Below are 19,417 nucleotides of genomic sequence, written 5' to 3'. Positions count from 1 at the left end.
GGGGTGGTGCCGGACGCGGCGCCGTCCCGCCAGGTTAGTCCGCTGCGGCGAACGCCGCCTGGAGGGTCTGCGGATCGAACCGGGCCCGAGCGGGGACGGACCAGGTCCCCTCGACCTGCACGATCCGCATGCCCTCGCCCGAGAGCCAGGACAGCAGCAGTTCGGACTCCTGGTGGTGTCCGTGGCAGAGAGGCCCTGCGGGGAGGTCCTCGACCAGCTCCCCGCGGCGTGCGAGCTCGTGCGCCACCGGCACCGGATCCATGCCGCGCGGGACGATCGCCGTGCCCACGTGGCGCCCCCGCCGCACCGCCAGCAGCTCCCAGCCGCCGCCGGGATTGCGGTCCGGTTCCGCCGGGCGGGCGGCGACGAGCATCGGACAGGAGGCCAGGGCGCGCAACCGCTGGGCCCTCGCGGCCGCCTCCAGGAAGGTCTCCGCCACGCCGCGGATCCTGGCCGCGTCCTCGTACCGGTGCCCGCGCACGTGGGAGCGCATGCGACCCGCGGCGTGCGCGACGAGGGCCGACGGGTCCTCGAGCATCAGCGCGCGGATCCGTGCATGGACACCCGGTTCGAGCTTCCCGCGGGGACCGGCCCCGCCTCCCTCCAGCGCCGCCCCGCGGCCCATCACCGCGTCGGTCAGCAGGGCGCGCAGCCCCTCGACGTCGTGGCGGGACCGCAGCGGACCGATCTGCGCCGAGCCGTCCGCCTCCTCCCGCGCGATCCGCGCCGCGCGGAGCCCCTCGGCGCCGGGGCCCAGCCGCAGCCAGAGTGCCTTCTCGGGTCGCAGGCCGTGCCGGTTCGCCGGCGGCTGCTCGCGTGCGATCACCCGCAGCTCGCGCACCGCGGCCTCGAGACGTGAGGCGCACTCGATGCTGCGGACCTCGTGGATCCTCGGGATCACGTCGAGCACCCGCTTGCGGGTCTCCGAGGCGCTGAAGTAGGTCCGCACCCGCGAGCGCAGATCGTGGGACGTGCCCACGTACAGCACGGCGCCCTCGCGATCGACGAACTGGTAGACCCCCGGGACCGCCGGGACGGTGTCGGCGAGGTGGCGCTTGCGGGCCTGCGCGGGGGTGACGCGCCGATGGGCCGAGGCGAGGTCCTCGACGGTCTGCGCGCCCCGCTCGCCGAGCCGCTCGATGATCGCGTGCAGGACGTCGACCGTCGCGCGCGCGTCGGACAGAGCGCGGTGATCGGGCGTCACCTGGGCGCCGACGTGCCGCGCGAGCGTCCCCAGCTTGTGGTCCCGGACCTCATCGCGGCGGTACACGGTGCGGGCGAGGGCGAGGGTGTCCAGCACGGTCGGCTGCGGCCACGTCACCTCGACGCGGGCGGCCTGCGCACGCAGGAAGCCGACGTCGAAGCGGGCGTTGTGGGCGACCAGCACCGCGTCGTGGGCGAAGTCCAGGAACATCGGCAGCACGGTGGCGATGGTGGGGGCGCCGCGCACCGTCGCATCGCTGATCCCCGTCAGGGAGGCGATGTAGGCGGGTATCGGCCGCTGCGGGTCGACGAAGGTGCGGAACTCCCCGAGCACCTCGCCGGCGCGCACCTTGACCGCACCGATCTCGGTGATGGCGTCCTGCGTGGGATCCGTGCCGGTGGTCTCGAGGTCCACCACGACCATCTCCGCCTCCGCGAGCGGAGTGCCGAGGTCGCCGAAGCTCAGCTGTCGACGGCGCGCGGAGGGTGTCATGCCCGCACGGTAGACGCCGAGCCTGACATCCGAGCGGCCGCGGGGTATCAGTCCTTGTTCGGCTGCTCCTGCTTGGGACGCGAGTAGATGGTCTCGATGAGCGAGGCGTAGTCCTTGGTGACCAGGTTGCGCTTGAGCTTCAGCGAGGGAGTCAGGTAGCCGTTCTCCTCGGTGAAGTCGGTGTCGATGACCTCGAACACCCGGATCGACTCGGCACGGGAGACGGACTCGTTGGCGCTGTCCACGGCCTCCTGCAGGGCCGCGTGGACGGTCTCGTCCTGCGCGGCCTCGGCGGGGGTCATCTCGGGCAGTCCGTGGTTCTTCAGCCAGGTCGGCAGCATCTCGGGATCCAGCGTGATGATCGCGGCCACGAAGGGCTTCTGGTCCCCGACCACGATGCACTGGCTGATCAGCGGGTGCGATCGCAGTCGGTCCTCGAGCGGGGCGGGGGAGATGTTCTTACCGCCCGCGGTGACCAGCAGCTCCTTGGTGCGGCCGATGATCGTGATCGAGCCGTCGTCGTCGAGGGAGGCGAGGTCGCCGGTGCGGAACCAGCCGTCGGTGAAGGCCTCCTGCGTGGCCTCGGGGTTCTCGTGGTAGCCCTTGAAGACCATGACGCCCTTGACCAGCAGCTCGCCGCTGTCGGCGATCGCGACCGCTCCGCCGGGCAGCGGCGGGCCGACGGTCCCGGGCTTGACGGCCCAGGGGAGGTTCACGGCGACCGGGGCCGTGGTCTCGGTCAGCCCGTAGCCCTCCAGGACCGTCACCCCGATACCACGGAAGAAGTGCGCGAGGCGGTCGCCGAGCGGGGCGCCGCCGGAGACCGACCAGCGCACCTTGCCGCCCATCGCGCCGCGCAGCGTGCGGTACAGCAGGGCCTCGAACACGGCGTGCTTGGCTCGCAGGACGAGGGGGACGCGTCCGGCGCTGAGAGCCTTCGAGTAGGCGATCGCCGTGTCGGCACCGGCATGGAAGATCCTGCCCTTGCCGCCGGTGATGGCCTTCTGCTCGGCACCGTTGTAGACCTTCTCGAACACCCGCGGCACGGCCAGAAGGAAGGTGGGCTGGAAGGCGGCGAGGTCGGGCAGCAGGTTCTTGGTGTCCGGGGTGAACGCCGTGGTCGCGCCCGCGAGGGTCTGGGCGACGTGCAGGAGCCGGGCGAAGACGTGGGCCAGCGGGAGGAACAGCAGGGCGCGGGACCCGGGCGGCAGGACCTCCTCGCCCAGGAACTGCACCGCGCTGCGGGAGGTGTCCACGAAGTTCGCGTGGGTCAGCTCGACACCCTTGGGACGGCCGGTCGTGCCGGAGGTGTAGATCAGGGTCGCGACGTCGGCGAGACGGCGCGAGGTGCGCCGCTCCTCGAGCTCCTCGTCGCTGATGGCGCTGCCGCCGTCCGCGAGGGCGCCGAGGTCGGAGTCGTCGATGACCCAGATCTTCTCGAGGTCCGGCAGCTCCCCGCGCACGGACTCGAGGTCCTCGCGGTGGCGGGTGCTCTCGACGACGGCGAACCTGGCGCCGGAGTTGCCCGCGATCCACTGCACCTGGGAGGGCGAGGAGGTCTCGTAGATCGCCACGGAGACGGCGCCGCTGAACCACAGCGCCCAGTCCACGAGGACCCACTCGAAGCTGGTGCGGGCCATGATCGCGACCACGTCGCCGGGGCGGACGCCCGCGGCGATGAAGCCCTTCGCCAGCTCCTGCACCCGCAGCAGGAAGTCGGTCGAGGTGAGGGGGCGGAAGCTGCCGCCCTCGTCGCGCAGCTCGAAGAGCGGGACGCCGGCGTGGCGGCGGTGGCGCTCCAGCAGCAGGTCCGTGACGTTCTCGTCCTCGCGGCTGGTGTGGTTCGCCGGTGTGCCGAACTGCTTCACGAAGGCTCCTTCGGGCGGGGCGCTCGGGTGCTGGCGAGCTGCCCCGCGCGGTTCTGATCATGGGGGTCGCGGTCGTCCGTCGGCGTCCTCGCCGGCGCCGCGGCCCCGTCGTTCCCGTGCATCCTACGGCAGGTGGGCCCGTAGGATGGGACGGCGCGGGAGAGGTCGGCGGGAGCGCGGACCGCTCGCGCGCGATCCCCACACCGTGCGCCCGGACCGTGCGCGCCTGCTGCTGCGAAGGAGACCCATGCACTCGATCGGCGTCGACATCGGCGGAACGAAGATCGCAGCGGGCGTCGTCGACGAGAACGGTCGGATCCGCGCGCGCACGCGGCGGGACACCCCGGCCACCGACCAGGACCTGATCGAGGGGGCCGTGGTCGACGCGGTCCAGGAGCTGCGTGCCGACCACGAGATCGCGGGTGTCGGCATCGGTGCCGCCGGCTTCGTGGGGGCCGACCGACGCACGATCGTATTCGCGGCGAACCTGGCCTGGCGCGATGCCGCCCTGGCCGACGGGATCGAGTCCCGCATCGATCTGCCCGTCGTGGTCGAGAACGACGCGAACGCCGCCGGCTGGGCCGAGTTCCGCTTCGGCGCCGCTCGCGAGGCCGGCGACATGCTCATGCTCACCGTCGGCACCGGACTGGGAGGGGCGCTGGTGATGGACGGCAGGCTGGTGCGCGGCAGCGGCGGCTTCGCGGGCGAGGTCGCGCACATGAACCTGGTGCCCAACGGCCAGTGGTGCGGCTGCGGCCGACGCGGCTGCCTCGAGCAGTACACCTCGGGCACGGCGCTCGTGCGGATGGCGAGGGCCCGCGCCGCCTCCTCGGACGCCCTGTACGCGCCGCTGCTGTCGCGGGCCGAGGGCGACATCGCCCGGATCGACGGGCCCACGATCACCGATGCCGCGCAGGAGGGCGACGAGGGCGCGATCGCGCTGCTCGACGAGCTCGGGTACTGGCTGGGCTACGGCGCGGCGAGTCTGAGTGCGGTGCTGGACCCGCAGATGGTCGTGATCGGGGGAGGCGTCGGGGCAGCCGGTGACCTGCTGCTGGATCCGGCCCGCCGTGGTTACGCCGAGGAGCTGGTCGCCCGCGGTCATCGCTCGCTCGCCGAGTTCGCGATCGCGCGCACCGGCAACAGTGCGGGGATGATCGGCGCCGCCGACCTCGCGCGTCAGGCGGCCTGAGGCCCCAGGGGTCTCGGGCACGCGCGGGGTCGGGCCGCACCCTCAGACCTGGGCGCCGTCGGTCGGATCCGACCGGTCCTTCGGGATGTGGGCGAGCAGCGAGATCAGCCCGCCCACGGCCGCGGCGCCGCCGAGCGCGCCGAGCCAGGTCGGGATCGAGTCGAGCACAGCGGCCAGGAGCGTCAGCACCACCCCGCCGATCAGCGCCGTCCAGGACCACACCATCGCGTCGCTGGCCGGCGGCAGGTCGGGGTCCGGGGGCTCGAAGTCCTCCGCCGCCTCGGCCTCCTCCGTGTCCTCCGCCGACTCCTCGTCCTCCCGGTCGGAGGGCAGACCCTCGGTCTCGAGGATCCGCGTGAACTCCGCGTCGTAGTCGCGCTCCGGATCCTCCCGCCCGGGATCGTGCGGCGTGCTCATGGCCTCTCCGTCCTCTCGCCGTTCTCCGACTCGTGCGCGTCGAGCATGGACTCGGCGAGATGTGTGCGAGAGCGCTCGAACAGCGCCCCGGCGTCGTGGTCCAGGGTCGCCAGGTGCCCGCTGCGGGGCAGTGTCAGGCGCTGCGGCGTGGTGCCGATCCCATCGGCGATCACGTCGCTCGAGCGGGCGGGCACGGTGCGGTCCTGCGGGGAGACGGCGATCAGGGTCGGCATCGTGATCGACGCCAGCTGCGCACGGGTGCGGCGCACGAGGGTGCGCATCTGGCCGACGGACCGCACCGGGGTGCGCTCGTAGGCCTCCTCGATCACGCCCTCCCGGCGGATGTCCCCGCCGAGGCCTCCCACCGTCGGGACCAGGCGCGAGAGCAGCGGGGCGAGTCCCCAGACCGGTGAGTCGATCATGGCCGCGTTGACCAGCACGAGCGCGCCGATGCGCGGAGCCACAGCGGGGTCCTCGGCGAGGGCGGCGGCAAGCGTCCCGCCCATCGAGATCCCTCCCACCGCGATGAGACCGTGGGCGGCCTGCAGGGCGAGAGCGTGCTCGCGCACGTGCTCGTACCAGTCCTCCCAGCGTGAGCCGGCCATCTCCTGCCAACTGCGGCCGTGTCCCGGCAGCAGCGGGGCGTCCACGTCCCACCCTGCGGCGGCGTGGTCCTCGGCCCAGGGCCGCACGGCGTGGGGCGTGCCGGTGAACCCGTGGCACAGGAGGAGCCCGCCCACCGGGTTAGAGTGAGGCGCGCTCCGCCACGGCTGGGACAGCTCGCTGAAGGTCATGCTCCATGGTCGCACCGTTCGTGCGTCCGCGGCGCGGCCGACGGGGCCGGCCGTCGCGGCCCTCCCGATCCCCACCCCCATCGACAGGTCACCGACGATGCTCTACGAGGTCGCCAAACCGATCGTGCGCGAGGTGCTGCGTGCGGTGTACGCCCCGCAGGCCCACGGCCTCCACCACATCCCCGAGCAGGGCGCCGCGATCCTCGCGAGCAACCACCTCTCGGGCGCCGACACGGTCTTCATGCCCGCGCAGGTGCGTCGCACCGTGCACTTCCTGGCCAAGTCGGACTTCTTCGCCGGCACCTCGCTGCCCTCGCGCGCGCTCGGCGCGCTGCTGCGCGGCCTCGGGGTGATGCCCGTGGACCGCACGGGCGGCAACGCCTCGCACAGCGCCCTGCAGGGAGCGCTGGACGTGCTCGAGTCCGGCGGTCTGCTGGGGATCTATCCCGAGGGGACACGCAGCCCCGACGGGCGACTGCACCGCGGCAAGACCGGCATGGCGCGTCTCGCGCTCGCCACCGGTGCCCCGATCATCCCCATCGGGATGGAGGGCAGCTTCGAGGCCCAGCGTGGGCGCCGGTTCATCCCCCGGCGCCGCCCGCGGATCATCGTGCGCGTGGGTGCCCCGATCATGCCGGCCTCCGTGGCGGGGGAGGGTGAGGGCGCCCACGAGGACGCCGCCCGCCTGCGGGAGCTCACCGACCTGGTGATGTCCCGGATCCAGGAGCTCACCGGGCAGGAGTACGTGGACCTCTACGCCGCGGACGTCAAGCGCGGCGGGACGCCGGACGGACGCTGAGCGCGCAGCGCCGGCACTCCTTAGTAGGGTGACCCGGTGACCTCCACGACCCGCACCACGCCGGCCCGCGCCCACGCCTTCTCCCTCTCCTCGACGAGCGAGGAGCTCGCCGCCCTGGGGACCTGGCGCGAGTACCCGCGCGTCCAGCAGCCGGCGTGGCCCGACGAGGCCGAGCGCTCGGCCGTCTTCGACCGTCTGCGCACGGCGCCCCCGCTGGTCTTCGCCGGCGAGGTCGACGTGCTGCGCTCGCGACTGGCCGACGCCGCCCGCGGTGAGGCGTTCCTGCTCCAGGGCGGGGACTGCGCGGAGACGTTCGCCGATTCCACGGCCGACCGGATCAGGGCGAAGATCCGCACGATCCTGCAGATGTCGGCCGTGCTGACCTACGCGGCGTCCGTGCCCGTGATCAAGATGGGTCGGATGGCCGGCCAGTTCGCCAAGCCCCGTTCGGCCGACGACGAGACCCGCGAGGGCGTCACCCTCCCCACCTACCGCGGCGACGCCGTCAACGGATACCCGTTCACCGCCGAGGCACGCATCCCCGACCCGCAGCGGCTGTGGGAGATGTACACCACGAGCGCGCAGACCCTCAATCTGCTGCGCGCCTTCACCAGCGGCGGCTTCGCCGACCTGCGTGAGGTGCACAGCTGGAACCAGGGGTTCGTGCGCGGCCCCGGGTACGACCGCTACGAGCAGGTCGCCCAGGAGATCGATCGGGCCGTGCGCTTCATGGAGGCGATCGGTGCCGACTTCGAGGCGCTGCAGAGTGTGGACTTCTACGCCTCCCACGAGGCGCTCCTGTTGGACTACGAGGAGGCGATGAGCCGCATCGACTCCCGCAGCGGCGAGATCTACGGCTGCTCCGGTCACTTCCTGTGGATCGGGGAGCGCACCCGCCAGCTCGACGGCGCGCACGTGGAGTTCATGTCGCGCCTGCGCAACCCGATCGGGGTGAAGCTCGGGCCGTCCACCAGCGTCGACGATGCGCTGCGCCTCATCGACCGTCTGGATCCCGACCGCGAGCCCGGCCGGATCACGTTCATCACCCGCATGGGTGCGCGACAGATCCGCGACGTGCTGCCGGCCCTCGTGGAGGGTGTGCGCGATGCGGGGGCGACCCCCGCGTGGGTGACCGACCCCATGCACGGCAACACGATCACCTCCTCCAACGGGTACAAGACCCGACGCTTCGAGGACATCCTCGACGAGGTCGTGGGCTTCTTCGAGGTGCACCGCGCACTGGGGACCGTCCCGGGAGGACTCCACATGGAGCTCACCGGCGACGACGTCACCGAGGTCCTCGGCGGCACCGGCCACATCGACGAGGCGGGACTGGAGCGCCGCTACGAGACGCTCGTCGACCCGCGTCTGAACCACCAGCAGTCCCTCGAGCTGGCCTTCCTCGTCGCCGAGATGCTGGGTCGCCAGAACTCGGGTTCCTGAGGCATCGGGCCCGGAAGCGCCCCCGCCCCCGGCCCGCTCGAGCCGAGGGCTCCGGCCCGGGACGGCTCGAGCGGGCCGGGTGCAGCGGGTCAGAACACGGAGATCGTGATCGTGGATCCCTTGGCGGCCTTCTCGCCGCCGTTGGTGGACTGGGCGTAGACCGTCCCGAGCACGGGGGCGCCGCGGTCGTACTGCACCTTCGGGGTGAAGCCCGCCTTCTTCAGCGTCTTTGTGGCGTCGTCCTCGCTCTTGTTGAACACCGAGGGCACCTTGACCATCTCGGGCCCGCTCGAGATCGCCAGCTCCACCGTGTCGCCGCGGTGGCCCGTGCCGTCGGCGGGGGACTGCGCGGCGACCTTGCCCTTGGGGACGTCCGAGGAGTGCTTCGTGCTGGTGGTGACGGTGAAGCCGGCGTCCTCGAGAGCCTTCGTCGCCTGGTCCTCGCTGCGACCGGACTGGTCGGGGATCGAGATCGGCGTGCGGCCCTTGGACACGACCACGTGGACCTCTCCGCCCTTGGGCAGGGCGTCGGCCTTCGCGGACTGGGAGATCACCACGCCCTGGGGGACCTTCTCGGAGTACTCGCCCTCGTCCTCGACCAGCTTCAGCCCGCGGGACTCGACCTGGTCCTGGGCATCGTCGAGACCGCTCCCGGTGACCTTGGGCACGGGGAACGTCTCCACACCCTTGGAGACCACCAGCTGAACGCTCTGGTCGCGCTTCAGCACGGTCCCCGGCGCCGGGGTCGAGGAGATCACGTGACCCGACGGCACGTCGGAGCTGAAGGACTCCTTGGTGGTCGTCTCGAGGTCCTGGGAGCTCAGCGTCGAGTCCGCGGCTCCCAGGTCGGTGCCGGCGAGGGAGGGGACGGTGCGGTCCCCGCCCGGCCCCTGGTGCAGGTACCAGTGACCGCCGGCCCCGGCGCCCCCGAGCACGAGCGCGAGCACGGCGGCCGCGGCAGCGCCGCGCAGCACGCCGGAGGTGCCACGCAGCGGACGGGCGAGGTGGCGTCCCCGTCGCGTCGGCACCGCGGGCAGCGCGACCTCGCGGGCGACCGTCCCGGCCTCGTCATCGCTCTCGGAGAGGCCGTGGGCAGCCGGCGCAGTCACCGGTGGGGCGGCAGCCACCTGCGCGGATGACGGCTCGTCGGCGTCGCCCTCGGTGAGGTCGGAGGCGACGAGGGCCTCCTGCTCGGACGTGATCGGTCGCTGCCGATCTCCCGCCAGCGGGAAGGAGCTCGCCGTCGCGGCGGCCGCGAGGTCCACGTCCTCCAGATGCGCGGTCACCCGGGGGACGTCCTGGGTGTCCGTGTCCTGCGGCGCCGCGGGGGCTGCATCCAGCACGCCCGCCGGCAGGCTGCGCAGGAGATCGCGGATCCCGGACAGCAGGTCCGCCGCGGCCCGGGGACGGTGCTGGGGGTCCCGGGCGCAGGCCCAGGTCAGCAGGGAATCGACCTCGCGCGGGACCGTCGCGACACGTGCGGACGGTGCCGGCATGTCCTCGTGCACGTGCTGGAAGGCCACGTGCACGGCCTGCTCGCCGGTGTAGGGCTGGACGCCGGTGAGCATCTCGTAGAGGACGACTCCCAGGGAGTACAGGTCGCTGCGGGCGTCGCAGTGCCCGCGGGTGACGACCTCCGGGGAGATGTAGGCGACGGTGCCGAGCAGGGAACTGCTGGCCGTCGAGTTCGCGCTGCCGATAGCGCGGGCGAGCCCGAAGTCCGCGACCTTCACCGTGCCGTCCTCCGCGAGCAGGATGTTCTCCGGCTTGATGTCGCGGTGGACGATCCCGGCGCCGTGGGCGGCTCGCAGGGCCTCGAGGACCTCGGCCGTGATCCGCAGCGCTTCGCGCACGGTCAGACGACCTGCCTCGGTGATCCTGCCGCGGAGCGTCGTTCCCTCCACGAGCTCCATCGAGAGGTAGATCCGATCGCCGTCCTCGCCCTGGTCGAACACGCCGACCACGTGGGGATGGGCGAGCCGGGCAGCACTGCGCGCCTCGCGGGCGAAGCGACGGCGGAACTGCTCGTCGATCGCGAGGTGCGGATGCATGATCTTGAGGGCCACGGTGCGGTCAAGACGTTCGTCGTGTCCGCGATAGACCGTGGCCATACCGCCGCGGGCGATCAGCTCCTCGACGGCATAGCGGTCATCGAGGAGCACGCCGGTGTCAGGGGAAGTGGCAGGCGCGCTCACGTGGCTCACCATACGGCGCACCCCGCGCACCTCCGTGCAGCGACACGAGCACTCAGTCGACGTTCAGGATGTTCGTCGAGGGCCCTGCACGTGGCACCCTGTGGGGGTGAGCGCATCGCACCATGACCCCCGCGGCACCCAGCCCGCCCGGCCCGAGACCGACGGGCCCACGACCTCCGAGGAGCCGCCCCTCGACGACCTGGTCGGCGCCTGGCTGACCCTCCCGGACGCCGCCGAGGAGCTCGGCGTGGAGGTCTCGGCCGTCCGTCGGATGGTCGACGAGGGCGACCTCGTCCAGATCCGACGCGGCACCCCGAAGGTCCGCTGCGTCCCGGCCGAGCTGATCCTCGAGGGGCGGCCGACGCCGTACATCAGCGGCACCCTCACGGTCCTGCGGGATGCAGGGTTCACCGAGGAGGAGCTGCTGAGGTGGCTGTTCACGCCCGATGACTCGCTCCCGGGGCGCCCGATCGACGAGCTGCGCGCGGGCCGACGCGGCGAGGTGCGCCGACGCGCCCAGGCGCTGGCGGTCTGATCCCGAGGGTGCGGTCCGCCGAGGAGGGCTGACCCTCAGTCCGTCACCTCGAGGCCGGTCAGATCGGTGGCGGCCTCGGCGAGCGCGCGGAGCCCGGCACGTCCCGTCGCATCCAGCCCCGCGGTCGCCTCGAGGACGGTCGCCGCCCGCGTCCGCAGGCCGTCGATGTCGCGAGCGACCGATGCCACGGAGCCCGTGCTGCGCATGAGCTCCTGGACCTGCTGCACGTCCGCGGCCTCGGCGCCCTCGTTCCCGACCACGCGCTCGAGCAGGGCGCGCCCTTCGGCGTCGGCCGCCGCTCGCGTGCGGGCGAGCAGCACGGTGCGCTTGCCCTCCCGCACGTCACCGCCGATCGGCTTGCCCGTCGCCTCCTCGTCGCCGACCACGCTGAGCAGGTCGTCGCGCAGCTGGAAGGCCGTTCCCACGGCCTCCGACCAGTCCGAGAGCGCGGCGATCGCGTCCTCGTCGGCCCCCTGCCCGCGAGCGCCCATCAGCACCGGGCGGCGCACCGAGTAGGAGACCGTCTTCCAGCGGATCACCGCGAGAGCCGCGGATTCCTCGTCGGGCGGGGAGTCGAAGCCTCCGGCCTGGTGCAGCACGTCGAGGTACTGGCCGCTCATCACCTCCGTGCACAGCAGCGAGAACTCGGTGCCGCCGGCGAGGTCGCGGGCCCAGCTCAGGGCGAGGTCGCCGAGGATGATCGCGGCCGCGGAGCCGAAGGCGGCCGCCTCGCCGTCGAGCTCTCTGCGGCGGTGCTGCTCGGCCATCGCCACGTGCACCGCGGGACGTCCGCGGCGGGTGGGGGAGCGGTCGATCAGGTCGTCGTGGAGCAGGGCTGCGGCCTGCAGCAGCTCGATGGCGGCGCCCTCCCGGGCGAGGCCCCGCATCCGCTCGGGATCCTGGGCCGACGAGGAGATCGCCCGAGCCGCCCAGAAGCACAGCCGCGGGCGCAGCAGCTTGCCGCCGACCAGGAAGCCCTCGAGCACGTCGACGAGCTCGGACGCCTCGGGTGCCAGCTCGCCCAACTGCTCACGCCGCTGCCCGAGCTCGGCGGCGAGCACCTCGTCGAGTGTGGCGCGGAAGCGATGATCGATCGCCGCCAGCTCGTTCTGCGGAGACTGCGGATCGACGGGCCCGTCGTCCGTCGGCACGGCGGGTGAGGGCATCGGGCGGCTCCTTGGCGTGGGGACCCTGTGATCCTCCCACGACCCTCACCGATGGTCCTCCCCAGACACCGGGGATCCACAACCGGGAGGGGGACCTTCCTCGGGCAGGTCCCACCGGGGACGCTTCCTCCATGAGCACAGCAACGCCCGACCGCACGCTCCGCGCCGACGACCCCTCCGAGCTCCTCGCCGAGACCTACGTGACCCTGGGGGACGTGCCCCGGGACTGCCTGGTGCTGATCGGTCACGTCGACCGCCTCACCTCGCCGCTGTCGACACGCGTCGCCCTTCGCGATCTGCGGTGCGCCGACGACCCTCGCCCCGTGGGCCTGGAACGACATCTGGGGATCCTCCGCGTCGCCGGCTGCACGGGCGCCTTCGCACTCTCGATCGCCGGGAACGGACTGGCGCCCTCCGACGGGCTGCCGACGACCGCGGGCGTGCAGGTCGAGAACGCACGACGGGTGGCCCTCGGCGTGGTGCAGGCGGCCACGCTCCTCGAGCCGGACGGCTTCGATGTGCCGGAGGTCTGGGTGCTCGCCGACGGGTACGCCGAGCGCTACGCCCTCGAGGTGGATGACAGGGGTGGGGCCCGCCTCGCCGCACCACACCCTCCCGAGGTGCTGAGGAACCCGCAGGACACGCTCGTGGCCGTCCAGGAGGTCCGTGCGGGCCGCGTCATGCCGCAGGACGAGTCCGCCTGCGAGAACACCCTGCGCGGGCTCGGTGACCAGGTGCGGTCGCTGCCCGCCGGTGACGGGCCCGGCGCGAACCGCGGTCGCCGGACATCCTGGCGGCAGCACTGGCAGCAGCTTCCCGAGCTCATGCACCGCGCCGCCGGTCTCGCCGGCGGAGGCGGCGACCAGGCGGCCCCCGACGGCGAGCAGATGACGCTGTGTGAACAGCTCGTGGTGCTGCGTGAACGACTCGCCGGCTCGGGGGCGCCCGCCGCTCTCCTGCGAGCGGTGATCGACCCCGACCCTCCGGCCTCCCCGCGCACCCTCGAGGCTCTCGTCGCCCGGATCTGGCAGGACGGGTCCCTCCGTCCGCCCCGGGCCATCTGCGCAGGTGGAGAGGGGTACAAGGCGATGGAGCGACTCCGCGTGGTGTTCGAGGGGACCGGAGAGCTGCCCCTGACCGGAGAGACCCTCCGGGCATGGTCGTCCGTGAGCGCCTCGCTGGGGATCCTCGCCTGGTGGAACCACCGCTTCGCGCGCGCCGGCGAGATCGCCGAGGAGATGCTGGTGCGCCGGGCGGAGGATCCTCTGGCACCCTTTCTCCTGCAGCTGGCCGATCTCCCGTCCGTCCCGCCTGGCGACCCCCGGGGTGCTGAGGCCGGCGGATCGCGCCCACGCGCCCGCTTCGGACCCCCAGGAGAACGCACCGGATGACCGCCCCCACCGTTCCGCCGCTCGCACGGCCGCTGGTCCCCGCCTCGGGAGCCTGGGGGCCGGAGCAGGGACCCGGCCGGAGACGCTTCGTCGACATCGGCTCGCTCGATCTCGAGAGCGGTCGGACGCTCCCGTCGGTCACCATGGCCTACGAGACCTGGGGGACGCCGACGGAGGACGGCTCGAACGCCGTCCTCGTGCTGCACGCACTGACGGGGGATTCGCACGTGATCGGCGACGCCGGGCCGTCGCACCCGACCGCGGGATGGTGGGGCGACCTGGTGGGGCCCGGCCGGCCCGTGGACACGGATCGGTACTTCGTCGTCGCCCCGAACGTGCTCGGCGGTTGTCAGGGGAGCACGGGGCCGAGCTCGCCGGGGCCGGACGGCCGCCCGTGGGGATCACGCTTCCCGCAGCTGACCGTCCGGGACCAGGTCGCCGCCGAGCGTGCGCTCGCCGAGCAGCTGGGGATCCAGCGGTGGGCACTGGTGATCGGCGGCTCCATGGGAGGGATGCGCGCCCTCGAATGGGGTGTCAGCGCACCCGAGGCCACGGAACGACTGGCGGTCATCGCCTCGAGCGCCCGCGCGAGCGCCGACCAGATCGCCTTCAACGATGCGCAGATCGCCGCGATCCGCGCAGACGTCGGCTTCCTCGGCGGGGACTACTACGAGAGTCACGACGGCGAGGGGCCGCATCGCGGACTCGGGGTGGCGCGCCGGATCGCCCACATCACCTATCGCACGGCCGCCGAGCTCGAGGAGCGCTTCTCGAACCGCTCCCAGGGCGAGGAGGACGTGCTGGAGGGCGGGCGTCACCAGGTCACCAGCTACCTCGACCACCATGCCGACAAGCTCTCGCGTCGCTTCGACGCGAACTCCTACGTCTGCCTCGCCGGCTCGATGAGCACCCATGACGTGGGGCGCGGACGCGGAGGCGTCGCGACCGCGCTGGAACGGATCAGGGCCCGCACGCTTCTCGTCTCGATCTCGAGCGACCGACTCTTCCCGCCCGCGCTGGTGGCGGAGGCCGCCGCGGCGGTCCCCGGCGTCGACCACCGGGTGGTCGAGAGCCCGCACGGCCACGACGGCTTCCTGCTGCCGCACCCCGCGCTGCGCGAGTGGCTCGGCGACCTGCTGGGGCGTTAGGCTCCCGGGACCGGTCGGAGTCCTCGCCCGCACCCTGCGAGGGGTGCGTCGGGGGACCGTCCTCGACGGTCCGGCACGCGGCCGGCCCGTCAGAACCTCTGCAGAAGGGTCCGGGTGCTCCATGAGCGTCGTCGTCGGTTATTCCCCGTCAGCCCAGGGCGATGCCGCACTCGCGGCCGCCGCTCGGGAGGCCCTGCGGGGTGGGGACGGCCTCGTCGTGGCCTCTCATGCATACCACGACCCCGAGACGGGTCGCGCGGTCGCCACCGCGGACGTCGTGCGCGAGGCGCTTGCGGCCACGGGCCTCGAGCAGCTGCCCGAGCTGCGGGTCGTCACCGGTGAGGAGCTGGAGGTGGGGGAGTTCCTGCTGCAGGTCGTCACGGATGCCGCCGCACGGATGCTCGTGATCGGACTGCGGCGCAAGTCGCGCATCGGCAAGCTCAATCTGGGCGCCTCCGCCCGTCGCGTCGTCCTCGAGAGTCCCTGCCCGGTCCTCGCTGTGAAGCAGGCGGACGCGACCGCCGCCTGAGCTCCTCACGGAGACCTCCGTCACACGGGAATAGATTCCCGCTGTTCCTCGTTGCACCCCCCGAGGCTTGACGGCACCGCCCCTTCGTGCGCCCTCACGCAGGTATCCTTATGGGTCGGGTGGTGCTTCGGCCCCACGCACCACCGTTCGCCCGCGACACACCGGTCCGGCCCTGCGAAGGACCGGCGGAAGAAGGAACTCAGTGACTGCTTCGCACACCACCGTCGACGAGAAGACCGCCGCCATCGATGACGCGAAGGACGCAGCTCCCGCCACCACGAAGAAGGCCGGTGCGTCCGCCCCCAAGAAGTCGGCAGCCAAGAAGTCGGCAGCCACGAAGACCGCTGCGAAGAAGACTGCCGCCTCCTCGGGCGCCGCTGCGAAGAAGAGCACCAAGTCCTCCGCGAAGAAGGCCGCTGCGAAGGCCGAGGACACGGCGCCCGTCGAGGAGGACCTCGAGCAGACCGAGGACGAGGACCAGGTCCCCGGCGAGGCCGAGGGCGAGGAGGCCGAGGAGAAGGATCCCAAGGGGGTCCACAAGGAGAACCCGAAGACCGACGAGGAGTCCGGCAGCCTGGTCATCGACTCCTCGGAGGACGATTCCCCGGCCCAGCAGGTCGTCACCGCCGGTGCGACCGCCGACCCGGTCAAGGACTACCTCAAGCAGATCGGCAAGGTCGCGCTGCTGAACGCCGCGCAGGAGGTCGAGCTGGCCGAGCGCATCGAGGCCGGCCTGTACGCCGAGCAGCTGCTCAAGCGCGACGAGTCGATCGTGCGCACCAAGAAGGGCCGCGAGCTCGGCATGATCGTCGAGGACGGCCGCGCCGCCAAGGATCACCTGCTCGAGGCGAACCTCCGGCTCGTGGTGTCCCTCGCCAAGCGCTACACGGGGCGCGGGATGCTGTTCCTGGATCTCATCCAGGAGGGCAACCTGGGTCTGATCCGCGCGGTCGAGAAGTTCGACTACACCAAGGGCTACAAGTTCTCGACCTACGCGACGTGGTGGATCCGTCAGGCGATCACCCGCGCCATGGCAGACCAGGCCCGGACGATCCGCATCCCCGTCCACATGGTCGAGGTCATCAACAAGCTCGCCCGCGTGCAGCGTCAGATGCTCCAGGACCTCGGGCGCGAGCCCACCCCGGAGGAGCTCGCCAAGGAGCTCGACATGACCCCGGAGAAGGTCGTCGAGGTCCAGAAGTACGGGCGCGAGCCGATCTCCCTGCACACCCCCCTGGGTGAGGACGGCGACAGCGAGTTCGGTGACCTCATCGAGGACTCCGAGGCCATCGTGCCGGCCGACGCCGTGAGCTTCACCCTCCTGCAGGAGCAGCTCCACTCGGTGCTGGACACCCTCTCCGAGCGGGAGGCGGGCGTCGTCTCGATGCGCTTCGGCCTGGAGGACGGCCAGCCCAAGACGCTCGACGAGATCGGCAAGGTCTACGGCGTGACCCGTGAGCGGATCCGTCAGATCGAGTCCAAGACGATGAGCAAGCTGCGTCATCCCTCGCGTTCCCAGGTGCTGCGCGACTACCTCGACTGATCCCGACACCTCGCAGCTCACAGCGGCCCGGCACCACTCGGTGCCGGGCCGCTGTGCGTCCGCGGTGGGCGTGAACGCGTCGTGAACAGTTGTTCCGGATCTTCCGGAACTGGTGGTCGACCGTTCCATCGCGGCCTACGCTCGGTGGTGTGCCCCACCTCTCACCCCCGCTCGCGACGGCCGCGCGCCCCGTCCGTCGACCGGTCGTCGTCTTCGACTTCGACGGCACCGTGTGCCTGGGCGAGGGGCCCGTGCTCGCCTACGCCGAGGCCGCCTGCGACCGGATGGAGCCCGCCGACGCGGAGCGCGTGCGCGCGGGCTTCCAGGACTGGCTGCAGGGCGATGCCGCCGAGCAGCACGGGGACGCCTATGTCGCGCTCGCGGCCCTGGCCCGCCCGATCCTCGGCGAGCAGCTCTCCGAGGCGTACCTGGACTCCCGTCGGCGCCTCGTCGAGGAGGACCTCGGCGTCCATCCCCCCGAGGGCCTGACGCAGCTCCTGGACGATCTCGAGGCGGCGGACTGCGAACGCGTCCTGCTGACCAACGCCCCGGCGACCGGGATGGAGCACACCCTTGCACACCTGGGGGTGCGCACCCGCTTCGACCAGATCGTCGTCTCCGCCCGCAAGCCCTCACGGATGCCGACCCATCTGCGCACCCTGCTGGCCGACCAGCCCCCGCACCGACTGGCCTCGATCGGCGACAACTGGACCAACGACGTCGCCCCGGCCGTCGAGCTCGGAGCGCTCGGCCTGCTCGTCACGGGAGCATGGGGGTCCTCCGCTCTCCCTCCCGAGGCGGACGCCGCGCTGCGCGCCCCGCAGCTGGCGGATCTCGCCCCCACTCTGCGGTCCTTCGCCGGGGATCCCGATGCCTTCGCCCTCGCGACCGAGGCTGCGACCCGGTGAGCACCACGCCCACGCTGGCGGCCCGACTCGCCGCCGCATCGCGTTCCCTGGGACCGGCCGAACAGCAGGTCGCCCGGGTGCTCGTGGAGCATGCCGATGAGCTGCCCGACCTGTCCACGACCCGACTGGCCGAGCTCTCGGGCACCTCTCGCGCGAGCGTGGTCCGCACCTGCCAGCGCCTGGGCTACACCGGTTACCAGCAGCTGCGTGTGCTCGCCGTGCGCGACGCCGCCCCGCAGCGCCCGGGGACCGAGGCGGAGCCCGCGGCCGATGCGGTGATCCCCACCGCCCGATCCCTCGCGCTGCAGACGGCCGAGGCCACGGAGATGCTCGTGGAATCGGAGCTCGCGCTCACCGTCGCCGAGGTCTCCGAGGCCCGTCGCGTCCTCGTCGTCGCCTCCGGCCTGAGCGCACCCGCCGGAGCCGCCCTCGCCGCCCGACTGCTGCGCCTGGGCCTGGCCGTGATCGCTCCGGCGGATCCCCTGGACGCCGAGATCGCGGCCGCGGCCCTGGGGGCGCAGGACGTGTGCGTGGCCGTCTCGGCCTCCGGGGTGAACGCCGAGACCCTGCGGTGCGTGCGGGCGGCAGGAACCGCCGGTGCCCGCACGATCGGGCTCACCTCCTTCGTGGCGACGCCGCTCGAGCAGGTGGCCGACCGTGCCCACATCACCCCGCTGCCGCACCGCCACTACCAGGACGAGTTCCACAGTCCCTCCCGGCTCGCCCAGCACGTGCTCGTCGAGGCCATCGGGGTTGCCCTCGAGCATCGACTGGGGGAGAGGGCGAAGGCCGCGCAGGACCGCATCCTCGAGGTGGTGAGCGGCCATGTCGACGAGTGAGGCCACTGTGGCACCCGTCCGCGCGCCGGCTCGGAGCGAGACCGCGCGGCCGCCCCGCGGGCGGAGGGTGCGGCGTGCCCTGAGCTCGCCGATCGCCTACCTCTTCGTCGCCCCGGCGCTGCTGATCTTCCTGATCTGGACCATCGTGCCGACGCTGTACACCTTCCGTGTCTCCACCTTCGACTGGAACCAGCTGAACCCCGCCCTGAGCGAGTTCATCGGCCTGGGCAACTACTCCGACATGGTCTCCGGCGCCACCAATCCCTCGTTCTGGCAGACCTTCGGGGTCTCCTGCTACTTCGTGATCGCCAACGTCGTGGTGGGCACCGTCCTCGCGCTCGTCCTCGCCCTGCTGGTACGGCGCACCTCGCGGATCATGGTCGCCGCGCGCACCAGCTTCTTCCTGGCCTACATCGCGCCCGGCGTCGCCACCGCGCTGATCTGGCTGTGGATCTTCAACCCGCGCTTCGGTCTGGCCAACAGGATCCTCTCGCTGCTGCACCTGCCGGTGATCGACTGGCTGGGCGACTCGCGCTACGCGATGCTCTCCATCATCATCTACTCGGTGTGGCACGAGGTCGGGTTCCTCGTGCTGGTGTTCCTGGGCGGTCTGATGACCACGAGCGGTGAGCTCTCGGAGGCGGCGAAGGTCGACGGTGCCGGCGCCTGGCAGGAGTTCATCCGCGTCACCCTTCCCCAGCTGATCCCGTACGTCGCCTTCGTCGTCATCATCTCCTCGATCTCCTCGCTGCAGGCCTTCACGCAGTTCTTCGTGCTCACCGGCGGCGGACCCGGCTATGCGACCTCTACCCTCGGCTTCCAGCTCTACCAGCAGGCCTTCGTGCTCGGGAACACGGGCTACGGGGCCGCGCTCGCCGTGGTGCTGTTCCTGATCACCCTCGTGCTGTCCGTCCTCCAGCTGCGCATCTCCGCCCGCCTCGCACGGTGACCTCC

17 protein-coding genes are annotated in these 19,417 nt (G+C 72.2%); 11 read left to right on the top strand and 6 right to left on the bottom strand.

What is annotated here, in order from left to right; translation table 11 throughout:
• Window positions 1-34: 34 nt before the first annotated feature.
• Complete coding sequence (locus DEO23_RS11765; RefSeq protein ID WP_109276219.1) at window positions 35-1,696, bottom strand: DEDD exonuclease domain-containing protein; 1,662 nt, start codon at window positions 1,694-1,696, stop codon at window positions 35-37.
• Between the two features lie 47 nt (window positions 1,697-1,743).
• Window positions 1,744-3,564: an AMP-dependent synthetase/ligase gene (locus tag DEO23_RS11760; RefSeq protein ID WP_109276218.1), complete on the bottom strand. Its 1,821-nt coding sequence runs from the start codon at window positions 3,562-3,564 to the stop codon at window positions 1,744-1,746.
• A gap of 247 nt (window positions 3,565-3,811) precedes the next feature.
• Here DEO23_RS11760 and DEO23_RS11755 point away from each other — a divergent pair, with 247 nt between their 5' ends.
• On the top strand, window positions 3,812-4,756 hold the full coding sequence (locus DEO23_RS11755) for an ROK family glucokinase (protein ID WP_109276217.1): 945 nt from the start codon (window positions 3,812-3,814) through the stop codon (window positions 4,754-4,756).
• A gap of 42 nt (window positions 4,757-4,798) precedes the next feature.
• Here the strand turns inward: DEO23_RS11755 and DEO23_RS11750 are convergent, their stop codons facing one another.
• Together DEO23_RS11750 and DEO23_RS11745 are read right to left on the bottom strand one after the other, a co-directional pair.
• Window positions 4,799-5,173 carry a hypothetical protein gene (locus DEO23_RS11750; protein ID WP_109276216.1) on the bottom strand — a complete coding sequence of 125 codons (375 nt, stop codon included), beginning with the start codon at window positions 5,171-5,173 and terminating at the stop codon, window positions 4,799-4,801.
• The gene (locus DEO23_RS11745; protein WP_109276215.1) at window positions 5,170-5,967 is read right to left on the bottom strand and encodes an alpha/beta hydrolase; all 798 of its coding nucleotides are present in this window, start codon (window positions 5,965-5,967) and stop codon (window positions 5,170-5,172) included. The genes DEO23_RS11750 and DEO23_RS11745 overlap by 4 nt, the downstream gene beginning before the upstream one ends.
• Here DEO23_RS11745 and DEO23_RS11740 point away from each other — a divergent pair.
• Window positions 5,966-6,766, top strand: coding sequence for a lysophospholipid acyltransferase family protein (locus tag DEO23_RS11740; RefSeq protein ID WP_240613371.1), 801 nt, complete (start codon window positions 5,966-5,968; stop codon window positions 6,764-6,766). The two genes, DEO23_RS11745 and DEO23_RS11740, sit on opposite strands and share 2 nt — an antisense overlap.
• A 36-nt stretch (window positions 6,767-6,802) precedes the next feature.
• A complete protein-coding gene (locus DEO23_RS11735) occupies window positions 6,803-8,209 on the top strand; it encodes a class II 3-deoxy-7-phosphoheptulonate synthase (protein ID WP_109276213.1) in 1,407 nt (468 codons plus the stop codon).
• 89 nt (window positions 8,210-8,298) lie between these two features.
• On the opposite strand, the gene pknB is transcribed toward DEO23_RS11735, so the two are convergent.
• On the bottom strand, window positions 8,299-10,404 hold the full coding sequence (gene pknB, locus DEO23_RS11730; RefSeq protein WP_240613370.1) for a Stk1 family PASTA domain-containing Ser/Thr kinase: 2,106 nt from the start codon (window positions 10,402-10,404) through the stop codon (window positions 8,299-8,301).
• A gap of 106 nt (window positions 10,405-10,510) precedes the next feature.
• On the opposite strand from pknB, the gene DEO23_RS11725 reads away from it, so the two are divergent.
• On the top strand, window positions 10,511-10,939 hold the full coding sequence (locus DEO23_RS11725; protein ID WP_109276290.1) for an Rv2175c family DNA-binding protein: 429 nt from the start codon (window positions 10,511-10,513) through the stop codon (window positions 10,937-10,939).
• 35 nt (window positions 10,940-10,974) lie between these two features.
• Here DEO23_RS11725 and DEO23_RS11720 read toward each other — a convergent pair whose 3' ends face one another.
• Window positions 10,975-12,105: a polyprenyl synthetase family protein gene (locus DEO23_RS11720; protein ID WP_109276211.1), complete on the bottom strand. Its 1,131-nt coding sequence runs from the start codon at window positions 12,103-12,105 to the stop codon at window positions 10,975-10,977.
• Between the two features lie 131 nt (window positions 12,106-12,236).
• On the opposite strand from DEO23_RS11720, the gene DEO23_RS11715 reads away from it, so the two are divergent.
• The 7 genes from DEO23_RS11715 to DEO23_RS11685 all read left to right on the top strand — a co-directional run bounded on the left by DEO23_RS11715 (window position 12,237) and on the right by DEO23_RS11685 (window position 19,412).
• Entirely contained in the window at window positions 12,237-13,496 is a 1,260-nt protein-coding gene (locus DEO23_RS11715; protein WP_109276210.1) for a hypothetical protein, read from the top strand.
• A complete protein-coding gene (gene metX, locus DEO23_RS11710) occupies window positions 13,493-14,644 on the top strand; it encodes a homoserine O-acetyltransferase MetX (RefSeq protein WP_109276209.1) in 1,152 nt (383 codons plus the stop codon). Before DEO23_RS11715 ends, metX begins: the two co-directional genes overlap by 4 nt.
• A gap of 121 nt (window positions 14,645-14,765) precedes the next feature.
• Window positions 14,766-15,173 carry a universal stress protein gene (locus DEO23_RS11705; RefSeq protein ID WP_109276208.1) on the top strand — a complete coding sequence of 136 codons (408 nt, stop codon included), beginning with the start codon at window positions 14,766-14,768 and terminating at the stop codon, window positions 15,171-15,173.
• 172 nt (window positions 15,174-15,345) lie between these two features.
• Window positions 15,346-16,716 (top strand): RNA polymerase sigma factor, encoded by a 1,371-nt coding sequence (locus DEO23_RS11700; RefSeq protein WP_420808026.1) that lies wholly within the window; start codon window positions 15,346-15,348, stop codon window positions 16,714-16,716.
• Between the two features lie 149 nt (window positions 16,717-16,865).
• The gene (locus tag DEO23_RS11695) at window positions 16,866-17,624 is read left to right on the top strand and encodes an HAD family hydrolase (protein WP_165831817.1); all 759 of its coding nucleotides are present in this window, start codon (window positions 16,866-16,868) and stop codon (window positions 17,622-17,624) included.
• A complete protein-coding gene (locus DEO23_RS11690) occupies window positions 17,621-18,463 on the top strand; it encodes a MurR/RpiR family transcriptional regulator (RefSeq protein WP_165831816.1) in 843 nt (280 codons plus the stop codon). The genes DEO23_RS11695 and DEO23_RS11690 overlap by 4 nt, the downstream gene beginning before the upstream one ends.
• A 67-nt stretch (window positions 18,464-18,530) precedes the next feature.
• The gene (locus DEO23_RS11685; protein WP_165831815.1) at window positions 18,531-19,412 is read left to right on the top strand and encodes a carbohydrate ABC transporter permease; all 882 of its coding nucleotides are present in this window, start codon (window positions 18,531-18,533) and stop codon (window positions 19,410-19,412) included.
• Window positions 19,413-19,417: the final 5 nt, after the last annotated feature.

This window comes from Brachybacterium endophyticum (assembly GCF_003130585.1).
Classification (GTDB): domain Bacteria; phylum Actinomycetota; class Actinomycetes; order Actinomycetales; family Dermabacteraceae; genus Brachybacterium; species Brachybacterium endophyticum.
This window is presented reverse-complemented; position numbering and strand designations above follow the sequence as displayed.

Bases quoted from the DNA above. Each gene is read 5' to 3' on its own strand.
- DEO23_RS11765 (WP_109276219.1), bottom strand. From the start codon at position 1,696: ATGACACCCTCCGCGCGCCGTCGACAGCTGAGCTTCGGCGACCTCGGC.
- DEO23_RS11755 (WP_109276217.1), top strand. From the start codon at position 3,812: ATGCACTCGATCGGCGTCGACATCGGCGGAACGAAGATCGCAGCGGGC.
- DEO23_RS11750 (WP_109276216.1), bottom strand. From the start codon at position 5,173: ATGAGCACGCCGCACGATCCCGGGCGGGAGGATCCGGAGCGCGACTAC.
- DEO23_RS11740 (WP_240613371.1), top strand. From the start codon at position 5,966: ATGCTCCATGGTCGCACCGTTCGTGCGTCCGCGGCGCGGCCGACGGGG.
- DEO23_RS11745 (WP_109276215.1), bottom strand. From the start codon at position 5,967: ATGACCTTCAGCGAGCTGTCCCAGCCGTGGCGGAGCGCGCCTCACTCT.
- DEO23_RS11720 (WP_109276211.1), bottom strand. From the start codon at position 12,105: ATGCCCTCACCCGCCGTGCCGACGGACGACGGGCCCGTCGATCCGCAG.
- DEO23_RS11715 (WP_109276210.1), top strand. From the start codon at position 12,237: ATGAGCACAGCAACGCCCGACCGCACGCTCCGCGCCGACGACCCCTCC.
- metX (WP_109276209.1), top strand. From the start codon at position 13,493: ATGACCGCCCCCACCGTTCCGCCGCTCGCACGGCCGCTGGTCCCCGCC.
- DEO23_RS11705 (WP_109276208.1), top strand. From the start codon at position 14,766: ATGAGCGTCGTCGTCGGTTATTCCCCGTCAGCCCAGGGCGATGCCGCA.